Source organism: Faecalimicrobium sp. JNUCC 81, assembly GCF_053667625.1.
Genome location: NZ_CM132203.1, coordinates 1,340,514 through 1,362,648, shown reverse-complemented (window position 1 = coordinate 1,362,648; position 22,135 = coordinate 1,340,514). Strand labels below are relative to the sequence as shown.

22 protein-coding genes are annotated in these 22,135 nt (G+C 27.0%); all 22 read right to left on the bottom strand.

Annotation, left to right across the window (positions count from 1 at the left end; all coding sequences use genetic code 11):
• Positions 1-62: 62 nt before the first annotated feature.
• The 22 genes from codB to JNUCC81_RS06695 all read right to left on the bottom strand — a co-directional run bounded on the left by codB (position 63) and on the right by JNUCC81_RS06695 (position 22,028).
• Positions 63-1,319 (bottom strand): cytosine permease, encoded by a 1,257-nt coding sequence (gene codB, locus JNUCC81_RS06800; protein ID WP_208334842.1) that lies wholly within the window; start codon positions 1,317-1,319, stop codon positions 63-65.
• 237 nt (positions 1,320-1,556) lie between these two features.
• Positions 1,557-2,561 (bottom strand): BMP family lipoprotein, encoded by a 1,005-nt coding sequence (locus JNUCC81_RS06795; RefSeq protein ID WP_454095889.1) that lies wholly within the window; start codon positions 2,559-2,561, stop codon positions 1,557-1,559.
• Between the two features lie 103 nt (positions 2,562-2,664).
• Positions 2,665-4,602: an FUSC family protein gene (locus tag JNUCC81_RS06790; RefSeq protein WP_454095888.1), complete on the bottom strand. Its 1,938-nt coding sequence runs from the start codon at positions 4,600-4,602 to the stop codon at positions 2,665-2,667.
• A 270-nt stretch (positions 4,603-4,872) separates the two neighbouring features.
• On the bottom strand, positions 4,873-5,724 hold the full coding sequence (locus tag JNUCC81_RS06785; protein ID WP_454095887.1) for a MurR/RpiR family transcriptional regulator: 852 nt from the start codon (positions 5,722-5,724) through the stop codon (positions 4,873-4,875).
• Positions 5,725-5,739: 15 nt separating this feature from the next.
• Complete coding sequence (locus tag JNUCC81_RS06780; RefSeq protein ID WP_454095886.1) at positions 5,740-6,630, bottom strand: ROK family protein; 891 nt, start codon at positions 6,628-6,630, stop codon at positions 5,740-5,742.
• A gap of 24 nt (positions 6,631-6,654) precedes the next feature.
• The gene (locus JNUCC81_RS06775; RefSeq protein WP_454095885.1) at positions 6,655-7,455 is read right to left on the bottom strand and encodes a sialate O-acetylesterase; all 801 of its coding nucleotides are present in this window, start codon (positions 7,453-7,455) and stop codon (positions 6,655-6,657) included.
• A gap of 106 nt (positions 7,456-7,561) precedes the next feature.
• Entirely contained in the window at positions 7,562-8,014 is a 453-nt protein-coding gene (locus tag JNUCC81_RS06770) for a YhcH/YjgK/YiaL family protein (RefSeq protein ID WP_208334435.1), read from the bottom strand.
• A gap of 22 nt (positions 8,015-8,036) precedes the next feature.
• Positions 8,037-9,539, bottom strand: coding sequence for a sodium:solute symporter (locus JNUCC81_RS06765; protein ID WP_454095884.1), 1,503 nt, complete (start codon positions 9,537-9,539; stop codon positions 8,037-8,039).
• Positions 9,540-9,613: 74 nt separating this feature from the next.
• Positions 9,614-10,507, bottom strand: a complete 894-nt coding sequence (locus JNUCC81_RS06760) for an N-acetylneuraminate lyase (RefSeq protein ID WP_454095883.1) — start codon at positions 10,505-10,507, stop codon at positions 9,614-9,616.
• A gap of 72 nt (positions 10,508-10,579) precedes the next feature.
• A complete protein-coding gene (locus JNUCC81_RS06755) occupies positions 10,580-11,242 on the bottom strand; it encodes an N-acetylmannosamine-6-phosphate 2-epimerase (RefSeq protein ID WP_454095882.1) in 663 nt (220 codons plus the stop codon).
• A 304-nt stretch (positions 11,243-11,546) separates the two neighbouring features.
• Complete coding sequence (locus tag JNUCC81_RS06750) at positions 11,547-12,347, bottom strand: formate/nitrite transporter family protein (RefSeq protein ID WP_454095881.1); 801 nt, start codon at positions 12,345-12,347, stop codon at positions 11,547-11,549.
• A 27-nt stretch (positions 12,348-12,374) separates the two neighbouring features.
• Positions 12,375-13,343 carry a sulfite reductase subunit C gene (gene asrC, locus JNUCC81_RS06745; RefSeq protein ID WP_454095880.1) on the bottom strand — a complete coding sequence of 323 codons (969 nt, stop codon included), beginning with the start codon at positions 13,341-13,343 and terminating at the stop codon, positions 12,375-12,377.
• 12 nt (positions 13,344-13,355) lie between these two features.
• Positions 13,356-14,147 carry an anaerobic sulfite reductase subunit AsrB gene (gene asrB, locus JNUCC81_RS06740; RefSeq protein ID WP_454095879.1) on the bottom strand — a complete coding sequence of 264 codons (792 nt, stop codon included), beginning with the start codon at positions 14,145-14,147 and terminating at the stop codon, positions 13,356-13,358.
• A gap of 1 nt (position 14,148) precedes the next feature.
• Complete coding sequence (gene asrA, locus JNUCC81_RS06735) at positions 14,149-15,153, bottom strand: anaerobic sulfite reductase subunit AsrA (protein WP_454095878.1); 1,005 nt, start codon at positions 15,151-15,153, stop codon at positions 14,149-14,151.
• A gap of 230 nt (positions 15,154-15,383) precedes the next feature.
• Complete coding sequence (locus tag JNUCC81_RS06730) at positions 15,384-16,079, bottom strand: Crp/Fnr family transcriptional regulator (protein WP_454096378.1); 696 nt, start codon at positions 16,077-16,079, stop codon at positions 15,384-15,386.
• An 89-nt stretch (positions 16,080-16,168) separates the two neighbouring features.
• Positions 16,169-16,639 (bottom strand): zinc ribbon domain-containing protein, encoded by a 471-nt coding sequence (locus JNUCC81_RS06725; protein WP_454095877.1) that lies wholly within the window; start codon positions 16,637-16,639, stop codon positions 16,169-16,171.
• 24 nt (positions 16,640-16,663) lie between these two features.
• Complete coding sequence (locus tag JNUCC81_RS06720) at positions 16,664-18,010, bottom strand: hypothetical protein (protein ID WP_454095876.1); 1,347 nt, start codon at positions 18,008-18,010, stop codon at positions 16,664-16,666.
• A gap of 91 nt (positions 18,011-18,101) precedes the next feature.
• Positions 18,102-18,404 carry a rhodanese-like domain-containing protein gene (locus JNUCC81_RS06715; RefSeq protein WP_454095875.1) on the bottom strand — a complete coding sequence of 101 codons (303 nt, stop codon included), beginning with the start codon at positions 18,402-18,404 and terminating at the stop codon, positions 18,102-18,104.
• A 67-nt stretch (positions 18,405-18,471) separates the two neighbouring features.
• Positions 18,472-19,272, bottom strand: a complete 801-nt coding sequence (locus JNUCC81_RS06710) for an MORN repeat-containing protein (protein ID WP_454095874.1) — start codon at positions 19,270-19,272, stop codon at positions 18,472-18,474.
• 406 nt (positions 19,273-19,678) lie between these two features.
• Positions 19,679-20,545 (bottom strand): YitT family protein, encoded by an 867-nt coding sequence (locus JNUCC81_RS06705; RefSeq protein ID WP_208334577.1) that lies wholly within the window; start codon positions 20,543-20,545, stop codon positions 19,679-19,681.
• 428 nt (positions 20,546-20,973) lie between these two features.
• On the bottom strand, positions 20,974-21,663 hold the full coding sequence (locus JNUCC81_RS06700; protein ID WP_208334578.1) for an LrgB family protein: 690 nt from the start codon (positions 21,661-21,663) through the stop codon (positions 20,974-20,976).
• A gap of 2 nt (positions 21,664-21,665) precedes the next feature.
• Positions 21,666-22,028: a CidA/LrgA family protein gene (locus tag JNUCC81_RS06695; RefSeq protein WP_208334579.1), complete on the bottom strand. Its 363-nt coding sequence runs from the start codon at positions 22,026-22,028 to the stop codon at positions 21,666-21,668.
• Positions 22,029-22,135 lie beyond the last annotated feature (107 nt).

The following is a 22,135-nucleotide window of genomic DNA, read 5'->3' as shown; positions in this document are numbered from 1 at the left end:
TTTATCCTCCTAAGATACTTCAATTTAATAAATTTATTGTTATTTAACTGCTGATTAAACTATTATGCAGCTTTTTTTATTTCTATGTCATTTGATTTAGTATTTATTTTACTTAAAGCAACATAAGTCACTATTGCAGTAAGTACTGAGTTTAAAGGTGTTATTCCAGGTATTGCATAAGCACCTATAACTCCTGCTACCCATGCTACTATTGCATTTATATTTAGATTTTTAAATTTTGCAATTTTAAAATCTACGTATTTAGCTTTATTCAATATAAAGTAATCTGCTATTATTATTGCACCTGTTGCTGGTATAAATGAATTTAGTAAGTTTAACCATCCCATAAAGTTGTTGTATAAGAACATTGCAAGTAATGTACCTACTATTCCATTTATTATAACCATTCTATTTTTAGGTTGCTTAGTTATATTTGAAAATCCAAGTCCTGAACCATAAAGTGCATTATCATTAGTTGTCCATATATTTAAACCTAATATTATTATTGCTGGTATTATAAGACCTTGCATAAACATTACTTCAGCAATATCTGATTGTCCTGTAACCATTGCTCCTATTGCACCAAAAGCTAACATTAATGAGTTACCTATTAAAAATGCTATTACCGTTGTTGATACTGCTATTTTTTTACTTTTAGAAAATCTTGTAAAATCTGCTGTTAATGTACCACCGCTTATAAAAGTTCCTACAACTGAAGCAAGTGCTGCACTCATTGTCATAGTTCCTGTTGGCTCTATAGCTAGTAATCCTGTCATACCTCCAACATCTCCTATAGCTTTTCCTGCTGATATACTTCCAAGTATTGCTATTGATGGAACTGCTATCATACTTAATATTGTAAGAGATTTCATTCCAAAGAATGCTGTTGCTGTCATTAATATACCTGATACTAAAACTAGTATTCCTACATCTATACCTGTAACCTTTGATACTGGTATAGCAAACATTGCAACACCTACTCCAAACCATCCAACTTGTGTAGCTGATACTAAAAATGATACAAGATATGAACCTTTCTCACCAAATGAATATCTTGCAAGTAAGTGTGTTGAAAGTCCTGTATCCCCTGCCATATAAGCTAAAAGACCTGTGTATACACATAATATTGTATTTCCTATAATTACAGCTGTTATAAATTGATCCATTCTAAGACTAGTTCCTAAATTTCCACCTGCTAACATACTCGCTGAGAAAAATGTAAATCCTAGCATAACAACTAACATTGGTATAAATCCTTTTTTTGAATTACTAGGTATTGCTTCTAGTGAATAATCATGATCGTGATGTTTTTTACTCATAATGATGTATCTCCTTTTATTACAAGTACCTATAAAAGAAAAAACCTCTTGCTTAGCAAGAGGTTTTCATACAAATAGTTTATTAAAATAAATTTAGATATAAATTATCCTATGATTTTAATAAACTTCTTTTATTTTCTTCCGAAAACCTTGCCAGCTTCTCTGAACTGGATTAAAGGTACTTTTTATTTTATTAAAATCATAATATCATATTTGTCGAATTGTGTAAATATATTTTTATTGTTTTGGAACTACGACTTCTCCACTTACAATTTTTTTAACTTGTTCATTTACATAATCTATTACTTCCTTTGGAACATTTTTTTCTGTAGTTGGCGCTAGCCCTACAGCATTATTTTCTAATCCATACACTTTCACTTGTCCACCATCAAATTTACCCTCTTTTAAATCTTTTACAGTATTATAAACACCTTCATTTACTTTTTTCATAGCTGAAGTTATTACTGTATTTGGCGCAACCTCATTTTGGTCTCTATCAACACCTATAGCAAATTTACCTTGTTCTTTGGCCACTTCTATTGCACCTAAACCAACATCTCCTGCTGCAGAGAATATTATATCTGCACCATTTGCATACATTTGCTGTGCTATTGATTTACCTTTAGCTGAATCTGTAAATGTATTTGCATATTGATCTATAACTTTTGCATTTGGATTAGCTTCTTTCACTCCAGCTTTGTATCCTACTTCAAACCTTTTTATAACTACACCTTTTATTCCACCTATAAACCCAACTTTATTAGTCTTTGTCATTTTACCAGCTACTAATCCAACCACATATCCAGCTTGTTCTTCACTAAATGTTATACAAGTTACATTGTTTGGAGTTTTATCTTCATAATCAGCATCAACTATTGCAAACTTTTGATCTGGATAATTTTTAGCTGCTGATAAAATAGCATCTTTTAACTTAAATCCAACTCCTATTATTAAATCATTTCCATCATCTACTGCAGTTTCTATATTTGCAGTATATTCAGAGTCTTGATTAGATTCTATGTAACCTACCTCTACACCTAAATCTTTCTTAGCCTTTTGAAGCCCTTCCCAAGAAGATTGGTTAAATGATCTATCATTTATACCCCCAACCCCTGTTATCATAGTTACTTTTACCTTATTATTATTCTTATCATCATTGCCCTTATTCCCTGTACATCCTATTAATGCCAATGATGATACCATCGCTACCATTATTAAACATAATATCTTTTTAAGTTTCATTAAAATACCTCCTATATATTTTAGTTATCATTATTTAATATTCGCAAAATATTTGTATAATATAATAAAAAAATACCTAATTATTAGGTATTTTTTTATTATATTATACAAATTGTAGTTCCTGTTTACTATCTATCTTTATAGTTTCATCTAATATACATATTAAATTTTCACATACTATTTTATCATTTGTACAATTTATATTTTTCATTTGATTTATTATATTATCTCTAAAATCCTCATATTCTTCTACTGTAAAATTTGATACATCATCTATATTGCCTAGCATATTAATAAGGTTTCCATCTTCTATTTTACCTTTCTTTACACTTATATAAAAGTTATACATATCACTGATTAATCTTTTTTGTGTTTTAATAAATTCTTCTTCTTTTCTATCATTAAACATTGTATTAACTAGTAATAACCTATCCTCTATTAATGTTGGTATTAATAAAAGATTTTTTATACTATGATGATTATTCTTATCTTTTACGTAGTAAGCTATTTCCTTTACTATTTCTTTAGTTGTATTTTTATATATATTTATCAAGTCTTTATGACCTTTTTTAGCATCATACGGAAGTATATATCTATTTGCCAACAATGATATAATAGCGCCTATTATTATATACATTACTCTATGTAGTACTAGTATATCCGGGCTAGATGCAATTGCGGCTGAACCTAATGATGATACTGTAACACATATTATTAAATATTTATAGTTAGTTAGATATGAATTCATATATCCTGCTAAAATCAAAATTAGCCCTCTTATAGATTCATCTTTTATTATTGTAAATAATACAAAGAATAAAGCTGAACCAATAAGAGTAGCCTCTACTCTCTGTTCAGACTTTGTTAAGCAGTTTTCTGAATATGTTTGAGTCAAAGAAAATACAGTAAACATTATCCATCTTCCGTCTTGTAACTTAAAGTAATCCATTATAAAACCTGCTATAGCCGTTAACAATCCTATCTTAAGAGCATAAGAAAATCTTAAAGACTCAGTATTGAAATTTCTCTTATGTATTGAAATCGATTTAAAACTTTGTGGTATTTCTATTTTTTTGTTAGTATCAGTTTTTATTTTATTAACTTTGTATTGTTTTATATTCTCATATATATTTTCTTCTAAATTATATATCTCATATAAGTACGAATCATCTAAATCTTTTTTCCCCTTAATATCCTCTAATTTTTGTACTAGATTTAAATCTGTATCATTTTTTATTAAACTTTTTATATCATTTAATTCATTATTTATTGTGTCTAATATTTTATTTTTATTTTCTATAAGATTATCTAAAGTATTTTCAACCAATCCAAGATCATTAAGATTATATCTATCAAGTATTAAACTTATCCTTTCTAGGGAAAATAAAATATTTAATAAATTAATACCTTTTTCTGTAACATAAAATTCTTCTTTTCTATTATCATAAATTATCCTTTTTAACTCTTTTGATAACTCTTCTATTTTTTTATCACAAGTATTAGTATTTTTATTTTCTTTTAAGAATTTTATTTTATATTTTAATTCATCACATATTAATAAAATATTTTTTTCTCCTAGTTTTTGTAGCTTATTTTTATTTAAAATTAGCTGAACAAGTATTACAAAGGCTGCACCAAATACTAAAGACATAAATCTCATTGGCAGTTGCTCTAGATTAATTGGTGTACTAACCATAAATAAATATTGAAGGCCAAATGGTACATACATAGGTTTTCTTAATTCATAATTAAAGAAGTAACCTACCATAAATAATGCTAAAAAATTACATATTAGTCCAATCAAAATATTTTGAGATGCAAAAAAAGCTAATGAGCCTAATATTAAATTTATCGATAATATTTTGAAAAAATTACTTAATAATGTTGATGTCAAATCCCTCTCTAAAAACATTAATGTTGCAGTTATTACCGTAACACCTATAAGTGTATTTTCTTCTCCAAATACTGTTTTAAATATTACTATAAAACTTAAAATAAAAATAAATAAAAAGGTCTTTGATACTACTACCTTTTTGGTCATTAAATCACTCCTTTTCTCGATTGTTTGTAATATTAATATTATCATAATTGGAAATTAAATAAAAATTTGGTAATATACGATATATAATTTATTTTTATACCTTTTTATACTTTTTTATACGTATGTTATCGAATATTAAAGACTATAATATTTGTATATTTTTGATGTGTACATATTTTATTACTTTATTTTAAAATTTTAATAAGTAAAAAATGATGTAAATATAAATAAACAGCTTTGCATACTTATACTTGCATCATTTTATCTTGATTACTCTAAATTAAAAAGCTTTATTGCATTAGTAGTTTTAACTTTTCGTTCTAATGATTCATTAAATTCTTCTTTTACCACTTGGGTATAAATAAGATCTATCATAAAAATTTGAGCTAATTTAGATGATATAGAACCGGTCTCTAAAACTGTTTCTCCTGATATATACCCTAAATTCACATCTGATATGTCCTTTAACTCAGACTCTTTATTTTCAGTTATAGATATAACGTTTACTTTATTGGTTTTAGCTAATTTTACTGTTTTTATAATTTCCTCTGTTTCTCCTGAGTGAGATATTGCTACAATTAAATCGCCTTCATCCATTATAGATGCCATCATTATCATTGTATGACTACTATCAAAACATGTACAGTTTAAACCAATTCTCATAAATTTATAGTTTGAATCCTGTGCAATTATACCCGAATAACCAATTCCTATAAAGTATATTCTTTTTGCATTTATTATTAGCTGAGAACATTTCTGTACATCTTCACTATTTATTATTTCTACAGTATTTGCCAAAATATTAATGTTAGAATTTAATAATTTTCTTGCAGTATCAATAGCAGATTCATCATTTTCTATATTACTGTTTATTATATTTCTTTTATAGCTATTTGATGAAATCTCTTGTGCTAATGTAACTTTAAAGTCTTGTAAACTACTAAAACCCATTTTTCTTGCAAATCTTGTTATTGTAGATTCTCCAATATTGCTTTCTTTAGCAATTTGAGAAATCGGCTTATAAGCTACATCTGATAAATTTTCTTTTATATAGCTTATAAGTAACTTATCCGACTTTGTAGCCTTAAAATCTGGTACCTCTAATTGTTCTAAAATATTCATATAAACCCTTCTAACTTAATACACTTTTTGTAAATAATTATACAATGCTCCTAACATTCCTGCATCATTTTGCATTTTTGCAAATTCGATTTTAGTATTATTATAAACACTCGGTATTAATGTATTTTTAAGTTCTTTCTCTATCTTAGGCTTTAAAAACTCTTCTTGTGCCATTATTCCTCCACCTAATATTATAACTTGTGGATTTATTAAATAGGCAATATTTGCTATTCCTATTGATAATGATTTTATCATATTATCAATTTCATTTAAACAATCTTCATCATTATTTTTTGCTAAATCAAATATTATTTTCCCATTTATATCTTTTTCATTTAACGATTTTGCTTTTGCTATTCTCTTTACTAAACTTGTTGTTGACGCTAAATCTTGGAATGTCTCTCCATTTATATTCATGTATCCAATTTCACCGGCACTATTACTGAACCCATGAATTAATTTGTTATCTAAAATCACGCATCCACCTATACCAGTTCCGATAGTCATGCAAATAGATGATTTACTATCTTTTCCAGCTCCTATCCACATTTCTCCCAGTCCTGCACAATTTACATCATTTTCAACTTCGCATCTTATATTAAATTCACATTCTATTTCCTTTTTAATTTCCATACCTGTGTAGTTTGGTATTAAATGTTCTAAAGCATAAGATATTTTTCCAGCTTCAGGGTCTACCATTCCAGCTGTAGATATACATATTCCACTTATATTATTGTCACTTATATACTTTCTTACGATTGTCTTCATTTTCTCTAGTATCCCAAATCCACCTTTTTCAAGTGCTTCAGTATCCATACTAGATTTATCTATTATTATTCCATCTTCCAGTGCTAACCCATATTTTATAGAAGTTCCACCTACATCTATACAAACGAATTTTTTCATAGTCAATCTCCATGCATAATTATTTTATAGTACTTTACTTATATTTTCTAATTGTTCAATATAATTTCTCTCTACATCCAAGTTTATAGTATCTTCTAGTTCTAAATCTTTTTTTGTAGTGTGATATTTATATATATTTTTACTTAAATCCCTTCCAAGTATATTTAATCCAATCTGAGAATAATGAACGTCATCTATTACTAAATTTTCATCATGGAAAGTCATAGCTCTTTTACTTCCAAGTGATAAAATTTCACATTCTTTGCATGCAGCTTCTTGGGCTGCTGCTATTCTTCTAGTTCTAATAAAGTAATCTTTGTGACCTAACCAATAGCCTGTTAAACTTATAAACATTTTATCTATATAGCATTCATCTTTTAATCTATTTGCTATAGATTTTAGGTTCTCTTTATAGTATAATGCATCACTACCATATTTTGCATCACTTTCTCCCTGAATCCATATGACATATTTATTTTCTATTTCATATTTTTCACTTATTTTTTTACATCCCTCATTAAATTTTTTTATAGCATCATTTAAAAACTGATTTGCATCATGATTCCAATTTTTTATTCTTGATCCATCTTTAGCTTCATGTATAAAGCAAACTTTATTACCTGTCATGCTATTCCAATTATTTGAAAATGCAGGGGCTATAGTTCCATCCCCTTCAGAACTTTCCAAAACACATCTCATTTTTATAATCTCTCCGCTTTTTAGGTATTCAAAACAGTTTTCATTTGGAATTTCACTGTCTTTTGGATTACCCACTCCCCTTGCATTACTTTGACCAATTAGTAAAAATACATCTATTTTTTCCATTATGCCTTCCCCCCTTAATTTACATAGGATTTGATTGCTTTTATACTAAATCAGGGAGAGTAGAAAACTACTCTCCCTTTTAATATATTTTATAGGTACATTTTAACTATCTCACTATTACCTTGAATATAGCTTTCTTTATATTTTCTTTATTGTTAACTTTTATAGCTGTCATATGTCCATCTTCTGGATAGCAAACTAAGAAATCTCCTTTTCTAAGTTCAACATAACTATTAGGTTCTCCTTCAAGAGGAAGAAAGTCACCTTCTTCTTGATAAGGCTTTTGTTCTAAATTTTCTATAAAGTTTAAGTCTATTCTCTCACATCCATCAAGCATTAGATGAACATCTATATATTTTTTATGAGCTTCCCAAAATCTATCTTCTTTTTCGCAAGTCTCATATCCAACTATATTTACGAAAATATCATCTCCATCTATAACGTGGCTTCCTTTTTCATAGTCTAATAATACATTTTCTTTAGCATAATCTAAACATCTAAGTAAATCTTTATCTAAGTTGGCATACGTTTTCTCGTGTTTTATATTTCCAAATATCATGTTTAGTTCCTCCTACTTAATATTATCCTTCAAAATATATAGTTGCTTCGTTGTTAGTTTCTTCTTTTTTATTAGACATTTTTAATTGAATAATACTTGCTATTTGACCTACTACTACTGATGTAGTTATTGTTACTAGCGAATAGGCCCAAGAAGTAACTTCTGGAACATTATATTTTAAGTAAACAACTAATATAGCTGAAACTGTAAATCCTACATAAGCTCCAAATCTAGTTGCTTTTTTACAGAATGCTCCAAGTATGAATATTCCTGCTAAAACTCCAAGTACTAGACCCATAAAACTATTAAACCATTCGTAAGCTGATTTTATTTCTCCATTTGCAAGTACTATAGCAACACCGATAGCCACTATACCTACACCTAAAGATATATATTTAGCTATTTGAGTTTGTTTTTCAAAACTCATATCTTTACTTATCATAGTTTGAATATCTAATGTCCAGCTTGTTGCAACTGAGTTAAGCCCAGTTGATAATGTAGATTGACTAGCTGCATATATTGCTGCAAGTAATATTCCTGTTACCCCTACTGGTAATTGGTATGCAATGTATGATGCAAATATCTGGTCTTGTTGAGCTGTTTGAGCTAACTCTGGATTTTGTCCATAGAATACGAATAAACAAGTTCCTATTAAATAAAATACTGTAGCAAGTACTATTGATAATATACCATTTCCATAAGTCATTTTCTTTAGTTCTTTTAAATCTGTAGTTGTTGTAAATCTTTGCACTATATCTTGACTTGATACATATGAAGATAATGTATTAAGTCCAGCACCAACTAATATTATAAATACACTTGATTTTAATATGTTTGGATCAAATAAAGTTTCACCTTCAGCTAAGAATTTTCCACCTTCAGAAAGAGATGACATTACTGATCCAAATCCTCCATCTATTTTACTTATTAAGAAGAATAAAGTACAAGTAACACCTACTATTAAAACCATACCTTGTATAAAATCTGTCCATAAAACTGATTTTAAACCACCTGTATATGAATATATTATTGCTATTACACCCATTACAATTATTAATGCGTTAACTGAAATTCCTGTAAGGTCTGCTAAAACTACTGATGGTAAATACATTATAATAGACATACGTCCGATTTGATAGATTATAAACATTAAAGCACCGATTACTCTAAGTCCTTTACTATCGTATCTTATTTCTAAGTATTGGTAAGCTGTATCTAAATCTAATCTACTATATAATGGTAAGAAGAATTTTATTGTTAAAGGTACTGCTATAAATATACCTAGTTGTGCAAACCATAATATCCAAGTTCCACCATATGAGTTACCTGCTAGTGACAAAAATGATATTGGACTTAAAAGTGTTGCAAATATTGATACTGATGTTACCCACCAAGGTATAGTCCCATCACCTTTGAAAAACTCTTTTCCCTTCATGTCTTTCTTTGAAAATAAAAGTCCTGCAAATAATACCGCTAATAAATAAACTACTAATATACCAAAGTCAATCATTGTAAAACCTTGCATATTTTACAACTCCCCTCTTATTTTTGTATAAAGAGAAGTATTTTAAATACTTCTCTTTTCTTTTAAGTTAGTTTTTATAATTTTAATAAAGCTTCTTCATTTTGAAAGTATTTCTTATGCATTTCTTTAGCTTTTGCTCTCATTTCCTCAGTTGCTTCCTTCATAGGTTTTCTACAGAATCCTGCTTCTACACCTTCTTCTTCAAGTATTGCTTTTATTGTTTGATATAATCCATTTCCTAATATATCTGTTATTAAGTCATTAGTAACATGTTGTATTTCTAAAGCTTGTTCTATTTTTCCTTCTTGAGCTAACTCAAATATTTGTCTAGCTCTTAAACCATTTACGTTGAATGTTGAACCTATAGCACCATCTACTCCAAGTACAGTGGCTGGTAGCATCATTTCATCAAATCCAGCAAATATTAATTTATCAGGGAATCTCTTTCTCATTCTTTCTAATAAGTAGAAATCTGCTGCTGTAAACTTAACACCTATTATTTTTTCATTTTCAAATAATTCAGCAAATTGATCTAAACTCATGTTTACACCAGTTAAGAATGGTATAGAATATATTATCATTTTGTTATCTACAGAGTTTATTATTGTTTCATAGTAATGCTTTATTTCTGCAAAATCGAATTTATAATAGAAAGGTGTAACCGCACTTAGTGAATCATACCCTAAATCAGTAGCAAATTTAGCAAGCTCAACAGCTTCTTTTAAGTTAACAGAACCAACTTGTGCTATTAATTTTATTTGATCTTTAGCTTCATCTTTAGCTATTTCAAATATTCTTTTCTTTTCATCAGTCGATAACATAAAGTTTTCACCTGTAGATCCACCTACATAAAGGCCATCAACTTTGCACACATCAATGTTATGTCTAATTATTTGTCTTAAACCTTTTTCGTTTATGTTTCCATCCTTATCAAATGATACTAGTAATGCTGAATAAATTCCTTTCATATCTGTTCCTCCCAAAATTTATATATATTTTTTTATTAAACTAATTTAAGTTATTACTTATTTTATAACGTTTTATAATGCTTTTACAAATTTTTCTGTTATAAGTTGAGGCCTTGTAATTGCAGATCCCACAACTGCTGAATGTACACCTTTACTAAAAGCATCTTTTAAATCATTAGGTGTATTAACTTTTCCTTCTGCTATAACTGGTATTGATAAATCTTTTACTAATTTTTCCATCAATTCTAAGTCAGGTCCATCAGTTTTTTTAGTATATGGAGTATATCCTGATAATGTTGTTGAAACACAGTCTGCTCCACATTTACATGCATTTATACCTTCTTCATAATTTGATATATCCGCCATAACCAATACATCTTTTGACTTTATATAATCTATTAATTCCTTTAAGCTTTCATCATTAGGTCTTTTTCTATTAGTAGCATCTAATGCTATCATTTCACACCCTGTAGTTAAAAGTTCATCGACTTCTTTTTTAGTTGGTGTTATAAAGATTTCTGAATCTTCATAGTTCCTTTTTATAATACCTACTACTGGTAATGAAGTTACTTCTTTTATTTCTATAATATCTTCAACACCTTGAGCGCGAATTGCAACTGCACCACCCTCCATTGCAGCTTTTGCCATTCTACCCATTATAAATGGGCTATGTAATGGCTCATCTTCTAATGCTTGGCATGATACTATTAACTTGCCTTTTACTATATCTAACATTTATTACCCAACTCTTTCCTTTTTGAAAATATTTTTCTTTTTTCTATAATTGAATAATAACATGAAATCATTTTCCCTGCAACATATTTTCATTATTTTTTTAAAAAAATTTATTTTTTTCTCTTTTATTCATGATTTTAAGCTAAAATCATTTATTTTTCTATGGTTTTGAAAGTTTATTTCAATTACTAATTATAAATATCACTCTACTATTTAGAAAGTTTTTTTCATTTTATCATTTTTACACTGACTATTTATAACATAAAAAAATAAAAGAGCCTAAGGGCTCTTTTATTTTTTTATGTTATACTATTTCTTTTGTCTTTTTATTTTTATTATTTTCATTTCCTAATATATAACTCCCTAGACCCATAAATATTGCTCCTCCAACCATATTTCCAAGAGTAACTGCTGCTAAATTATATATTGCACCTGATATAGCAACACTTTGTATTGCTGGAGAAAATAAAGCAACTCCAAATATAGTCATATTTGCAATACTATGTTCAAATCCACTAGTTATAAAAGTAAATAAACATAAAAATATCATAATTAATTTAGCACTATCATCATTAGTCCTAAATGAACACAATACAGCTACACAAACTAATATATTACAAAGAACTCCTCTAAAGAAAAGTGATGTAAATGAAGCCGATGCCTTTGCTGCTGCTATTGTTGTGAAAAACTCCATAACTGGACCTTTATCTATTAATCCTGTTCCAACAAACAAAGCTGCTACTATTAATGATCCTATTAAGTTACCTATAAAGCTATATATCCATACTTTTGATGTATCTTTAACACTTACACCTTTATTTAAAGTTCCTGCTGCCATTACCATATTATTTCCAGTAAATAATTCTGTCCCAGTCATTATAACTAAACTAAGTGCTACTGCAAATGATAATCCCATCATTATTTTAGTCATTGGAGAATTTACTTGAGTTAATAAACCTCCAACTGTAAAAATTAATATTACACCTAATCCTACATAAAGTCCTGCAAAAGCAGCAGACACAGTATATCTAAGTTTACTTCCATTTAATAAATTTACCTTATTCCTTGCTGCATTAGTCAATTTTTCTAATGTTTCTTTATGCATTTTTATTTTCCCCCCAAAATGTTTTATTTAGTATCTAACACCACTCCAATATACATTTTCATTAACTTTTGTAATATCCTTAAACTCGACACCTTCTAATGCCCATTTTTTAAATTCCATAAATCCAGTTCTATCAACTATATATCCTATATGTTCTTTTCCTCCTGGAGCATTTCTATCTATATATTTATCTACATATTTATATGTGTTAAGTATTATCTTAACTATACTATCTTCATCAGCCCATACTAAAAAATCCTCTGCAAGTCTTGGATTTTTCTTACCAGTTCTACCCATTATAGCTAACCTATAATATTTTTTATTATCCCTTGACCATGCTCCTGTTGGACAATTAAGTACACATTCTCCACATCCTATACATTTATCATGATCTCTTATAACTTTATAATTTTCTGATTTTAAAGCTCCTGTTGATAAGACTTTACATTTTTTAACACATGCACCACATGATACACATCTATCTTTTTCATAATGCGGTAGTGTCATTCCTATTATTCCAAAATCATGTGTTCTAGCTTTTATACAATCATTTGGACATCCTGTTAGTGCAACTTTAAAGTGAAAATCATTTGGAAATATTTCTTTTTCTATTCTAGCTGCAAATTCAGTTGTATTATATTGAGCCTTTGGACAGACTTTATTTCCTATACATGCTGCTATATTTCTAGTCCCTGCTGCAGGGTATCCCTTATTTTTTTCATACTGATTTATATTCATCTTTTCTATAACTGGCTGAATAAGTTTATTGACCTCATCCATATCATCCATACTTATACCAAGTATCTCAAATCCTTGCCTAGTTGTTATATGAATTTGTCCATTTCCATATTCATTTGCAACTTTAGAAACTATCATTAGACTTTCAGGGTCTACACATCCACCTGGTATTCTAACTCTAAGAGAAGTTTCATATTTATTTTTAGTTATTCTAAAAGCATTTTTCATTACTTTTTTAGTATTTATATCTCTTATCATATTAAATTCCCCCTAATCTATAAGATTTTTAGCATAAGAATAATCAAATACTGGTCCATCTATACATATATAAGTATCATCCATTTTACAATGTCCACATTTTCCTACTCCACAACACATCTTTCTTTCATATGAAACCCAAATATTATTTTCAGCTAAATTTCTCTTTAAAAATTCCTCTACTGTAAATTTCATCATCATCGGAGGACCAACTACTATAGCACTAGCATTATTAATATCACCTATTGAAAGATTTGCTATATACTTTGTTACTAGTCCTACATGACCTTTATAATCTTTTTCAGCCTTATCAACTGTCATAATTACTTCTAGTTTTTCACTCCATCTTTTTAAATCTTCTTTAAATAAAATATCCCACGGAGATCTAAACCCTACTATTAACTTAAAACTTTTACATTTATCTATATTTTTATAAAAATATTCAACTATTCCTCTAACTGGAGCAAGACCACTTCCTCCTGCAACTACTACTATTTCTCTATCTTCATATATACTTACATCAAAACCATTTCCATATGGTCCTCTTATAAAGAATTTATCTCCAATTTTATAATTAAATAATTCATTAGTAACTTTACCAACGCTTCTTATAGTAAAATCTACATAATCATCTCCATATCCTGATACTGATATTGGACTTTCTCCAAACTTAGGTATAGATACTTCATAAAATTTTCCTGGCAAAACATCATCTGTACTACATTTAACTCTATATGTCCATTCTATCTCCGTATGCTTTACTATATCTATTATTTCTGCTCCTACTGGTATATATTGGTTCATATTAAGCTTCCTCCTTGTTGACTTCATCATTTACTTTTTCTATACAACTTGAAAATGATATATATTGTGGGCATGCATCATCACATCTTCCACATCCAACACACATATGATTACCAAATCTTTTGTTAAAGTCATAAATTTTATGCATTGTTTTAAACCTCATTCTTTGACCATGTTTATTTCTAAATGAATGCCCTCCTGCCATATCACTATATCCATCTACTTGACAAGAAGCCCATACCCTTCTTCTTTCTCCGACATTTTCGTTTTCTTTATAAAAAATATCTTGCATAGTAAAGCATGAACATGTTGGACAGACAAAATTACATCTTCCGCAAGCTATACATCTTGCATCATATTCATCCCACATAGGGTTTTGTGATATTTTTTTAGAATCTAAATCTTTTGGAATTTCTATAGATATTGTGTTTTCTTTAACATAATCAACTAAAAAATCAGTAGACTCTCCTTCAAAAATATCTAAATCTTTATCTTTTATATCTAAATAAACTTCATTATCTCTTAAATTTAATGCCATAGAGTAATTATCAGTTTTATTTGAATCCATACTTACGCAAAAGCAATTTCTAAAGCTTTCCTTACATCCAACTAAAACAAATTTTACTTTTTCTCTAAGTCTTTTATAATAATAATCTTCTTCTATTCCATTTTCTAAATATATTTGATCTAATCTTTTTACTGCATTTATATCACATGCTCTTAAGAAGATAATCGTTTTCTTATTATCAATATCACTTTCCTTAAATTCTTTTTCTGTGAAGTAGAATAATATCTGTGTTATTGGAAGAATTATTTCCTTTGGTGAGAAGTTTGATTTTCTATTAAGCTCCATTTCTTCTATGCTACTTACCTCTTGATACCTTACTACATCAGTATCCGAATATGTACCTTTATATGGCATTGATACTGGTGCAAGTATTTTGTAGTCATTGCTTAAATATTTCAATCCTTCATTAAAGCTTGCTAAGTTTATTTTTTTTTTCATGACTTAACCACCTTTTCCCTATCTTTGTTAATAAAATATTAACACTTGCTTATTTAGTTTTCTGTGACTATTATCACAATATAAAAAATTCTCTCTTAATTAATTGAAATAATTACATTTCATATTAATTAAGAGAGAATTATTATAACTATAATTCTTCATATAATAAAAGACTTTAAATTTAATTTTATCATATATAATTAAATTTATTTTTATTCACATAGTACAATCTAATTGCCTTTAAAATATTTAGCTAATTCTTCTTTCTTTGTATAAATTTTTTTACCATCTACTTTAACTAATTTTTTATCTTGTAATATTTTCATAGACCTTGATAAAGTCTCTCTTTTACATCCTAACATATCTGCTAAATAGGTTATTGTTAAGTTGAAATTTATAAGAGTCCATTCTCCATTTCTTATTCCAAATTCTTTGCTTATTCTATATAGTTTAGCTGCAAGTTTTTTGTCTATTTTAATAGATATAGAGTTTTTAAGTTGTCTATATAATCTTCTAGTTCTTAATTCAGAATATGATAATATATTTCTTGTTAATATAAAATCCATTTCCATAAGATTTAAAAATTTTTTCATGTCACATTCTAAAACCAGAGATTTTTCAAATGCTTCACATCCAATTGTTGAATTCCTTTTGTTATCTATTAAAACTTCATTTATCATTTCCCCTTCCTTTAGCATAAATATTATTTTTCGTTCTCCATTTTCGCTTATTTTAAATATTGATACTTTTCCTTCTAATAAAAAATATATTTTACTTATGCTATCATTTTCACGAAATAATACTTCTTTTTTTTCCAATCTTCTAATAGAACTTATCTCTAAAACACTCTTTATTGATGCGTTACTTATATTTTTAAATATATGTATTTTATCAATATCACATTCTCTAATTTTTTTCACATTCATCACCTTAATATTTATAAACTATATATTATTATATCACATTCAGTTTTATATTTATAAAACCTAAAAAAGGTGAATATATATTCACCTTTTTATAACTCTAATTTATTACCACAGCATATACAATAGTTACTATCTGCGTCCATTTTATTATTACAATGTGTACAAATTTTAAAATCTACTTGACTATCCTCTGATTGAATCTTTCTACCACATTCAACACAGAATTTATCATTTACATTTGCTACATACCCACATTCACAAAAGATTCCTCTTTTATCTTTTTCTAATTGATTTATATTTAAATTATTTTCATATATTATTTTATCTAGTTCTAATATTTCATTACATAATTCATTAAAACTGTAATCATTGATTTCATTTAATCTAATTTTTTTTAATGTAAGAATTCCCATTTCTAGTAATAAATTAGTTTTCTTTAACTCAGCTTCATTTATTACTTTTTTTGTATCTAATTTTGATTTTAGGTGTTCAACTTTTTCTTTTCCTTTTTCAAGATTGTCTTGAACTTTCGAAAAATTTTTTTCTATTTTATCCTGCATATCCTATATTCCTTTCTAGAGTTATTAAAATGTATTTAACTTGTACCCTATCCATGATACAACGTAGCTATATATAAAAGATATTAAAATAGTAGATGGGATGCTTGTTCCCATAAAAATTGATGCATTATAATTATTCATCTCAAATAAAGATATATTTCCTCCTAAGGTTATATAGCTAAACATTGCCAATATACCCATAACAATTGAATAAGATATCGCAAATATTAAAATTGATTTTTTCCCATTTTCTTTATATTTATATTTAATATTGCACCCTGATATTAAAACTATTAATAAAGATAAAGTAATCATAGAATAAAATATCAATTTAGTATTAAAAAATATTCCTGTATTAAATATAGATATAATATTACTATTTATGCTAATAGGAATAAAGTTTGAAAACTCCCAAATATATGTCGTAAGTTGAGACAATACTACTCCTATATTAAATTTGTCTAAATACCCATAAAGTCCAATTTCATTTAGGAAACTCGCATCTGATAAACTTAATACTAAAAGTAATAAAAATACTGAAACATATCCTATTGCTATTGTATTTATAGCGCTTTTAAATATGTTTAGATATATATTATTATTTCTGTATTTTTTCTTGAATGAAAATATATAAGTGGTCATAAATCCTATAATAAATCCATTAACTAATAGACTTGAAAATCTATATCTAAAGTTTATTGCTAAACCATAGTCTATCATATCCATTGGATTCGATTTAACAGTTGCAAATATACTTATAATAGCTAACATTAATCCATAACTAATTCCAACTCCTATAGAATTTCGTACTACTGAGTTTAAATCTTTATTTTCTTTCCTAAGAAATATAAAGTTAGATATAATTATAGAAATTATAGGTACTATAAGCAATATTAACATACCTATATGAGCTTCTATAGAACCTGATCCTACCATAGTTGATGAATATCCATCTAATACTCCAAGATTTAAAGCCATTATTATATGCAATGGATTTATAATATAACTTATCTCTGAAAATTCTAGACTAATAAATCCTTTTATAAAAAATGCTATAACTAAAAGTATACCTAATGATAAAGAAGACGTTAGTAGGATTTTTCCTATATTAAATCTTTCTAAAATATAATTTATATTTTTTTTATTTTCTCTAATACCTTCAAGCTGACTTTTATCATTTATCTCATACATATCAGCTCCACAATACTTACAATAGTTATTTCCTGTGCTATTTTCACCTTCACATATTTTACAAATACTATCTTTTAACTTTTCTAATTTAAAATTATTATTTTTATTGAAATTTAAAGTTTCTCCACTTTTATCACAATAGTTTTTATATTTACCATTGTTAGTGTCTGTATTATCCATCTTCTCCTCCATTTTTATAATATAATTATTTAGAATATACTAATTGATACATATTATATTGTCAAGTATATTATAAAGCTCTAGCAAATTGCTAGAGCTTATAATCGATTATACCTTTTTCTAAATTGTATAAATCTGTAAATCCTGACATAGATAATATATTACAAGCAGTTATACTTCTATGTCCACTTCTACAGTATACAACTACTTTTTTATCTTTATATTCTTCTATATCATATATATCATATAAAAGATTTTGTAGAGGTATATTAACTGATGTATCTATGTTACCTTCTTCATATTCTTCTTTTGTTCTTATATCTAATAAGAAAATATCCTCTTTGTTTTCTATTATCTTTTTTAACTCATTTTTTCCTATATTTTTAAAGTTCATACTAATTCACCTCTTTTTGTTTATACCCAAAAGTATTATGTCAAAATCATTGTGCTAAGATGAATTACTAGTATCTTAATGAAAATATTTCATCTAAACTCATATTAAATATACAAGGTTTATCAAACTCCCATGTTCCTTCATATATTAATTCATTTTGCAAATAAAAAGTTCCTTTTCCATGCCTTTTTCCGTGCATAAATTCACCTGTGTACTTTTTACCTTCTTCCCATATATATGTACCTTGACCATGGACTAAATTATTCTTCCATTCACCTTCATATATTAAATCTCCGTTGGAAGCATAACATTTTCCATAGCCTTCCATTTTATTATTATTAAACTCCCCTACATATACACATCCATCATTCCATTTATATATTCCCATCCCAGATTTTTTACCGTCTTTCCAATTACCTATGTATTCATCTTGGCTTTTATAGTTCATTTGACCTATACCACTCATTACATCATCTTCAAAAGATCCTATATATATATTTCCGCTTGGAAATGTACACATTCCCTTACCTGACTTTATATCATTTTTAAATTCTCCTAAATATTCTATACCTTCTGTAAATGTGTAAATGCCTTTACCATTCATTTTACCATCTACTATTTTTCCTATATATATATCACCATTTGAAAAGTTATATATTTTATTATTTATTTTTTTCTTTTTGACTTCTTCATTCTCTTGTATTATTTTACCTTCTTCTAATGCTAACATTTCTTCTTCTGTTGCTTTTTCATCTTTTCTTAATGTATTTTTTTGTATGCTTTTAACTGATTTAATTTCTTTATTTACTTCATTTATAAATCTTAAGTATTCGTTATATATATCAATGTGTTCTTTAGATAACCTCATAATGTACTTCTCCTATCACCACTAGTCAACTATTATTACCTCAAACTTATTATATATTAAATCCATTCTACTTTTCTATACATATATTTAAAAATATAATTTTAGTATGCTTATTTAATTAATAAAAAAAGAAATTTTAAGTTAATATTATTTAAAATTAAAAATAGGCTACACCCTCGCCTGGTATACCCTACTTTTAACTTCACATATAAAATTATCCGAATTCCATTAAATAGCTTAAGCTTTCCGCTCCATTTACTATAATCTATACAAACTTCTTCTTCACTACTCCCACATATAATTATGTATAAGTAATACCGATGTAATTTAAACTCTAGAGTTTTGAGAGGATACGCACTCCTCTCAATATATATTATATATAAAATTTATAAGTTTTATACATATCTTATAAAAATTTTTCTTTAAATCCTCTTCCTTTAACTTCATTTACATCATTAACTGACATAAATGATTTTTTATCATATTTTAATGATATTTCTTTTATTTTTGGTATTTCATTGGACGAAACTATACAGTATATAAGTTTCTTTCTTTCATGAGTATAAGCACCCTCAGCCTCTAAAAAAGTAACACCTCTATGCAATTCATGCATTATTTCTTTTGCTATGGCTTCACTTTCTTTAGATATAACCATTACAGATTTTTGATTATTCATAGCATCCTTTACAATATTCATTACTGAAGAACTTAAAAACATTCCTATAAGAGTATATAATGCCAATTGCATTCCAAATAGTACTCCACCTATTGATACTATTAAAATATTTATAAAAAGCATTGTATCTTTTACTGGAATATTAATTTTCATCTTTAATATTGCTGCTATTATATCCGTTCCACCTTGTGAGCTTTTAGTCTTAAATACAAGTCCTGATCCTATACCTGATAGTATACCTCCATATACACTTTGAAGTAATATATCTTTTACTGGTATAAATTGACCTACATCCTGTGTTATACCTAATAATGTAGAAAATAGTATCATGTTTATTAAACTTGTAATACAAAACTCTCTCTCTAGGTAAATAAATCCTAAAATGAATATAGGTATATTTATAATAAATGTTAATAAACCTATATTTATATCAGTTATATAATTTATAGCTGCTGATGCACCAGGCACTCCTCCACTTAATAGATGTGCTGGTCTTAAAAAACCGTTGACCCCTATAGATGAAATTGTCATTCCTGCTATTATGACAATATATCTTAAAAATATATTGTCTTCTAGGGCGGTGTTAACTTTACTCATTTCTTTCTCCCTTCACCTTTTTCTACGTAGTCATGTACATAGATATTTTGATTAAATAATATTTTTATAATATATATTATTTAATACATCATATATTATATTACCTTTTTTTTATATGTCCAGTGCAGATTTTTTAATTTACATATATTGTAAATTTAAAGTATTTAACTTCTGATTAAATAAATCAAATTCTATCATAGCATGATAAATATATTTTAAATCTTGCAATAAATTATTACTTTATTATTTGCTTAATTTTTAATATTATCACTACCTTATATAGTATTTTCAGTTTCTTATACGCTTTACATACTGTATACATGAATTACTAAAATGAAATATATAATTTTAAAGTTTCAATTTATGAATAAGCAATTTTACTTATTTCATTTTTACTTAGTAAATTTATTTTTTATTTTAATTAAATTTTATAATAAATTTATTATTATAGGTATTAAAATAACTGTTATTATTCCAGATATGCCTATGGATAAACCACTCATTGCACCTTCTACTTCTCCCATTTCTAATGCTTTTGATGTTCCTAGTGCATGTGCTGATGTTCCTAGTGCAATCCCTTTTGCTACTGGATGATTTATCTTACCTATTTTAAATACCACTGGAGCCAATATACCTCCTAGTATTCCTGTAAAAATTATAGCAACTACAGTTACAGATTCTATACCATTAATTGTATTTGTTAAAGATAATCCCATTGGGGTAGTTATTGACTTTGGAATTAATGAATTAATTATGTCCATATTGGCATTTGTAAATTTTCCAATTATCATTACAGATATAAAGGATACTACAACTCCTGAACCTATGCCTATAAGTATTTCTAATAAATGTTTTTTAAATAAATCGAATTGTTTATATAATGGAACTGCAAGAACTATTGTAACAGGCCCTAAAAAGTAATTTATATTATCTCCTCCGATTTTATAACTTTCATAAGGTATTTTAGTTATATCTAAAAATAGTATAATTCCTAGTATAGCTATTAATAATGGATTGAATATTGCTTTTTTCGTTTTTCTCTGTATATATAATCCTATATTAAAAAATAAAATTGTTACAACGATTCCAAATATTGGTGTTTTTAAAATGTCATACATGATTAACTCTCCTTAACTTTACTTTTTATCATTTTTTCGACTACAATGCCTGTGAAATACATAACTATAACTGTACTTATAAGTATTGTTATTACTAGCACCCAAACATTACTTGCTATTATATCTAAAGATTTTATTAACGATACTCCTGCAGGTATAAAAAATAGTGCCATATTGTCTAAAAATAAATTACTGAGCTTTTCTATCCCTTCAAGTTTTATTATTTTGAATTGTAGCATTAAAAATAATAAAATCATCCCCACTATACTTCCTGGTATTACAACTATACTTCGTATTAGCGAGCTAATATATTCTCCTACAGCCCATATACCTAATATTAAAGCTAGCTGATTAAATAGTTTCATTGTTATTCCTCCTTGAAAAATCTGATTAAAATATTAATGAAAAGTTAAAGGGAGGTTTAATCCTCCCTTTTCCCCCTTATCTATATTACTACTTTGGTATTTTTTTT

Bases quoted from the DNA above. Each gene is read 5' to 3' on its own strand.
- codB (WP_208334842.1), bottom strand. From the start codon at position 1,319: ATGAGTAAAAAACATCACGATCATGATTATTCACTAGAAGCAATACCT.
- JNUCC81_RS06795 (WP_454095889.1), bottom strand. From the start codon at position 2,561: ATGAAACTTAAAAAGATATTATGTTTAATAATGGTAGCGATGGTATCA.
- JNUCC81_RS06790 (WP_454095888.1), bottom strand. From the start codon at position 4,602: ATGACCAAAAAGGTAGTAGTATCAAAGACCTTTTTATTTATTTTTATT.
- JNUCC81_RS06785 (WP_454095887.1), bottom strand. From the start codon at position 5,724: ATGAATATTTTAGAACAATTAGAGGTACCAGATTTTAAGGCTACAAAG.
- JNUCC81_RS06780 (WP_454095886.1), bottom strand. From the start codon at position 6,630: ATGAAAAAATTCGTTTGTATAGATGTAGGTGGAACTTCTATAAAATAT.
- JNUCC81_RS06775 (WP_454095885.1), bottom strand. From the start codon at position 7,455: ATGGAAAAAATAGATGTATTTTTACTAATTGGTCAAAGTAATGCAAGG.
- JNUCC81_RS06770 (WP_208334435.1), bottom strand. From the start codon at position 8,014: ATGATATTTGGAAATATAAAACACGAGAAAACGTATGCCAACTTAGAT.
- JNUCC81_RS06765 (WP_454095884.1), bottom strand. From the start codon at position 9,539: ATGCAAGGTTTTACAATGATTGACTTTGGTATATTAGTAGTTTATTTA.
- JNUCC81_RS06760 (WP_454095883.1), bottom strand. From the start codon at position 10,507: ATGAAAGGAATTTATTCAGCATTACTAGTATCATTTGATAAGGATGGA.
- JNUCC81_RS06755 (WP_454095882.1), bottom strand. From the start codon at position 11,242: ATGTTAGATATAGTAAAAGGCAAGTTAATAGTATCATGCCAAGCATTA.
- JNUCC81_RS06750 (WP_454095881.1), bottom strand. From the start codon at position 12,347: ATGCATAAAGAAACATTAGAAAAATTGACTAATGCAGCAAGGAATAAG.
- asrC (WP_454095880.1), bottom strand. From the start codon at position 13,343: ATGATAAGAGATATAAATACTAAAAAAGTAATGAAAAATGCTTTTAGA.
- asrB (WP_454095879.1), bottom strand. From the start codon at position 14,147: ATGAACCAATATATACCAGTAGGAGCAGAAATAATAGATATAGTAAAG.
- asrA (WP_454095878.1), bottom strand. From the start codon at position 15,153: ATGAAAAAAAAAATAAACTTAGCAAGCTTTAATGAAGGATTGAAATAT.
- JNUCC81_RS06730 (WP_454096378.1), bottom strand. From the start codon at position 16,079: ATGAATGTGAAAAAAATTAGAGAATGTGATATTGATAAAATACATATA.
- JNUCC81_RS06725 (WP_454095877.1), bottom strand. From the start codon at position 16,639: ATGCAGGATAAAATAGAAAAAAATTTTTCGAAAGTTCAAGACAATCTT.
- JNUCC81_RS06720 (WP_454095876.1), bottom strand. From the start codon at position 18,010: ATGGATAATACAGACACTAACAATGGTAAATATAAAAACTATTGTGAT.
- JNUCC81_RS06715 (WP_454095875.1), bottom strand. From the start codon at position 18,404: ATGAACTTTAAAAATATAGGAAAAAATGAGTTAAAAAAGATAATAGAA.
- JNUCC81_RS06710 (WP_454095874.1), bottom strand. From the start codon at position 19,272: ATGAGGTTATCTAAAGAACACATTGATATATATAACGAATACTTAAGA.
- JNUCC81_RS06705 (WP_208334577.1), bottom strand. From the start codon at position 20,545: ATGAGTAAAGTTAACACCGCCCTAGAAGACAATATATTTTTAAGATAT.
- JNUCC81_RS06700 (WP_208334578.1), bottom strand. From the start codon at position 21,663: ATGTATGACATTTTAAAAACACCAATATTTGGAATCGTTGTAACAATT.
- JNUCC81_RS06695 (WP_208334579.1), bottom strand. From the start codon at position 22,028: ATGAAACTATTTAATCAGCTAGCTTTAATATTAGGTATATGGGCTGTA.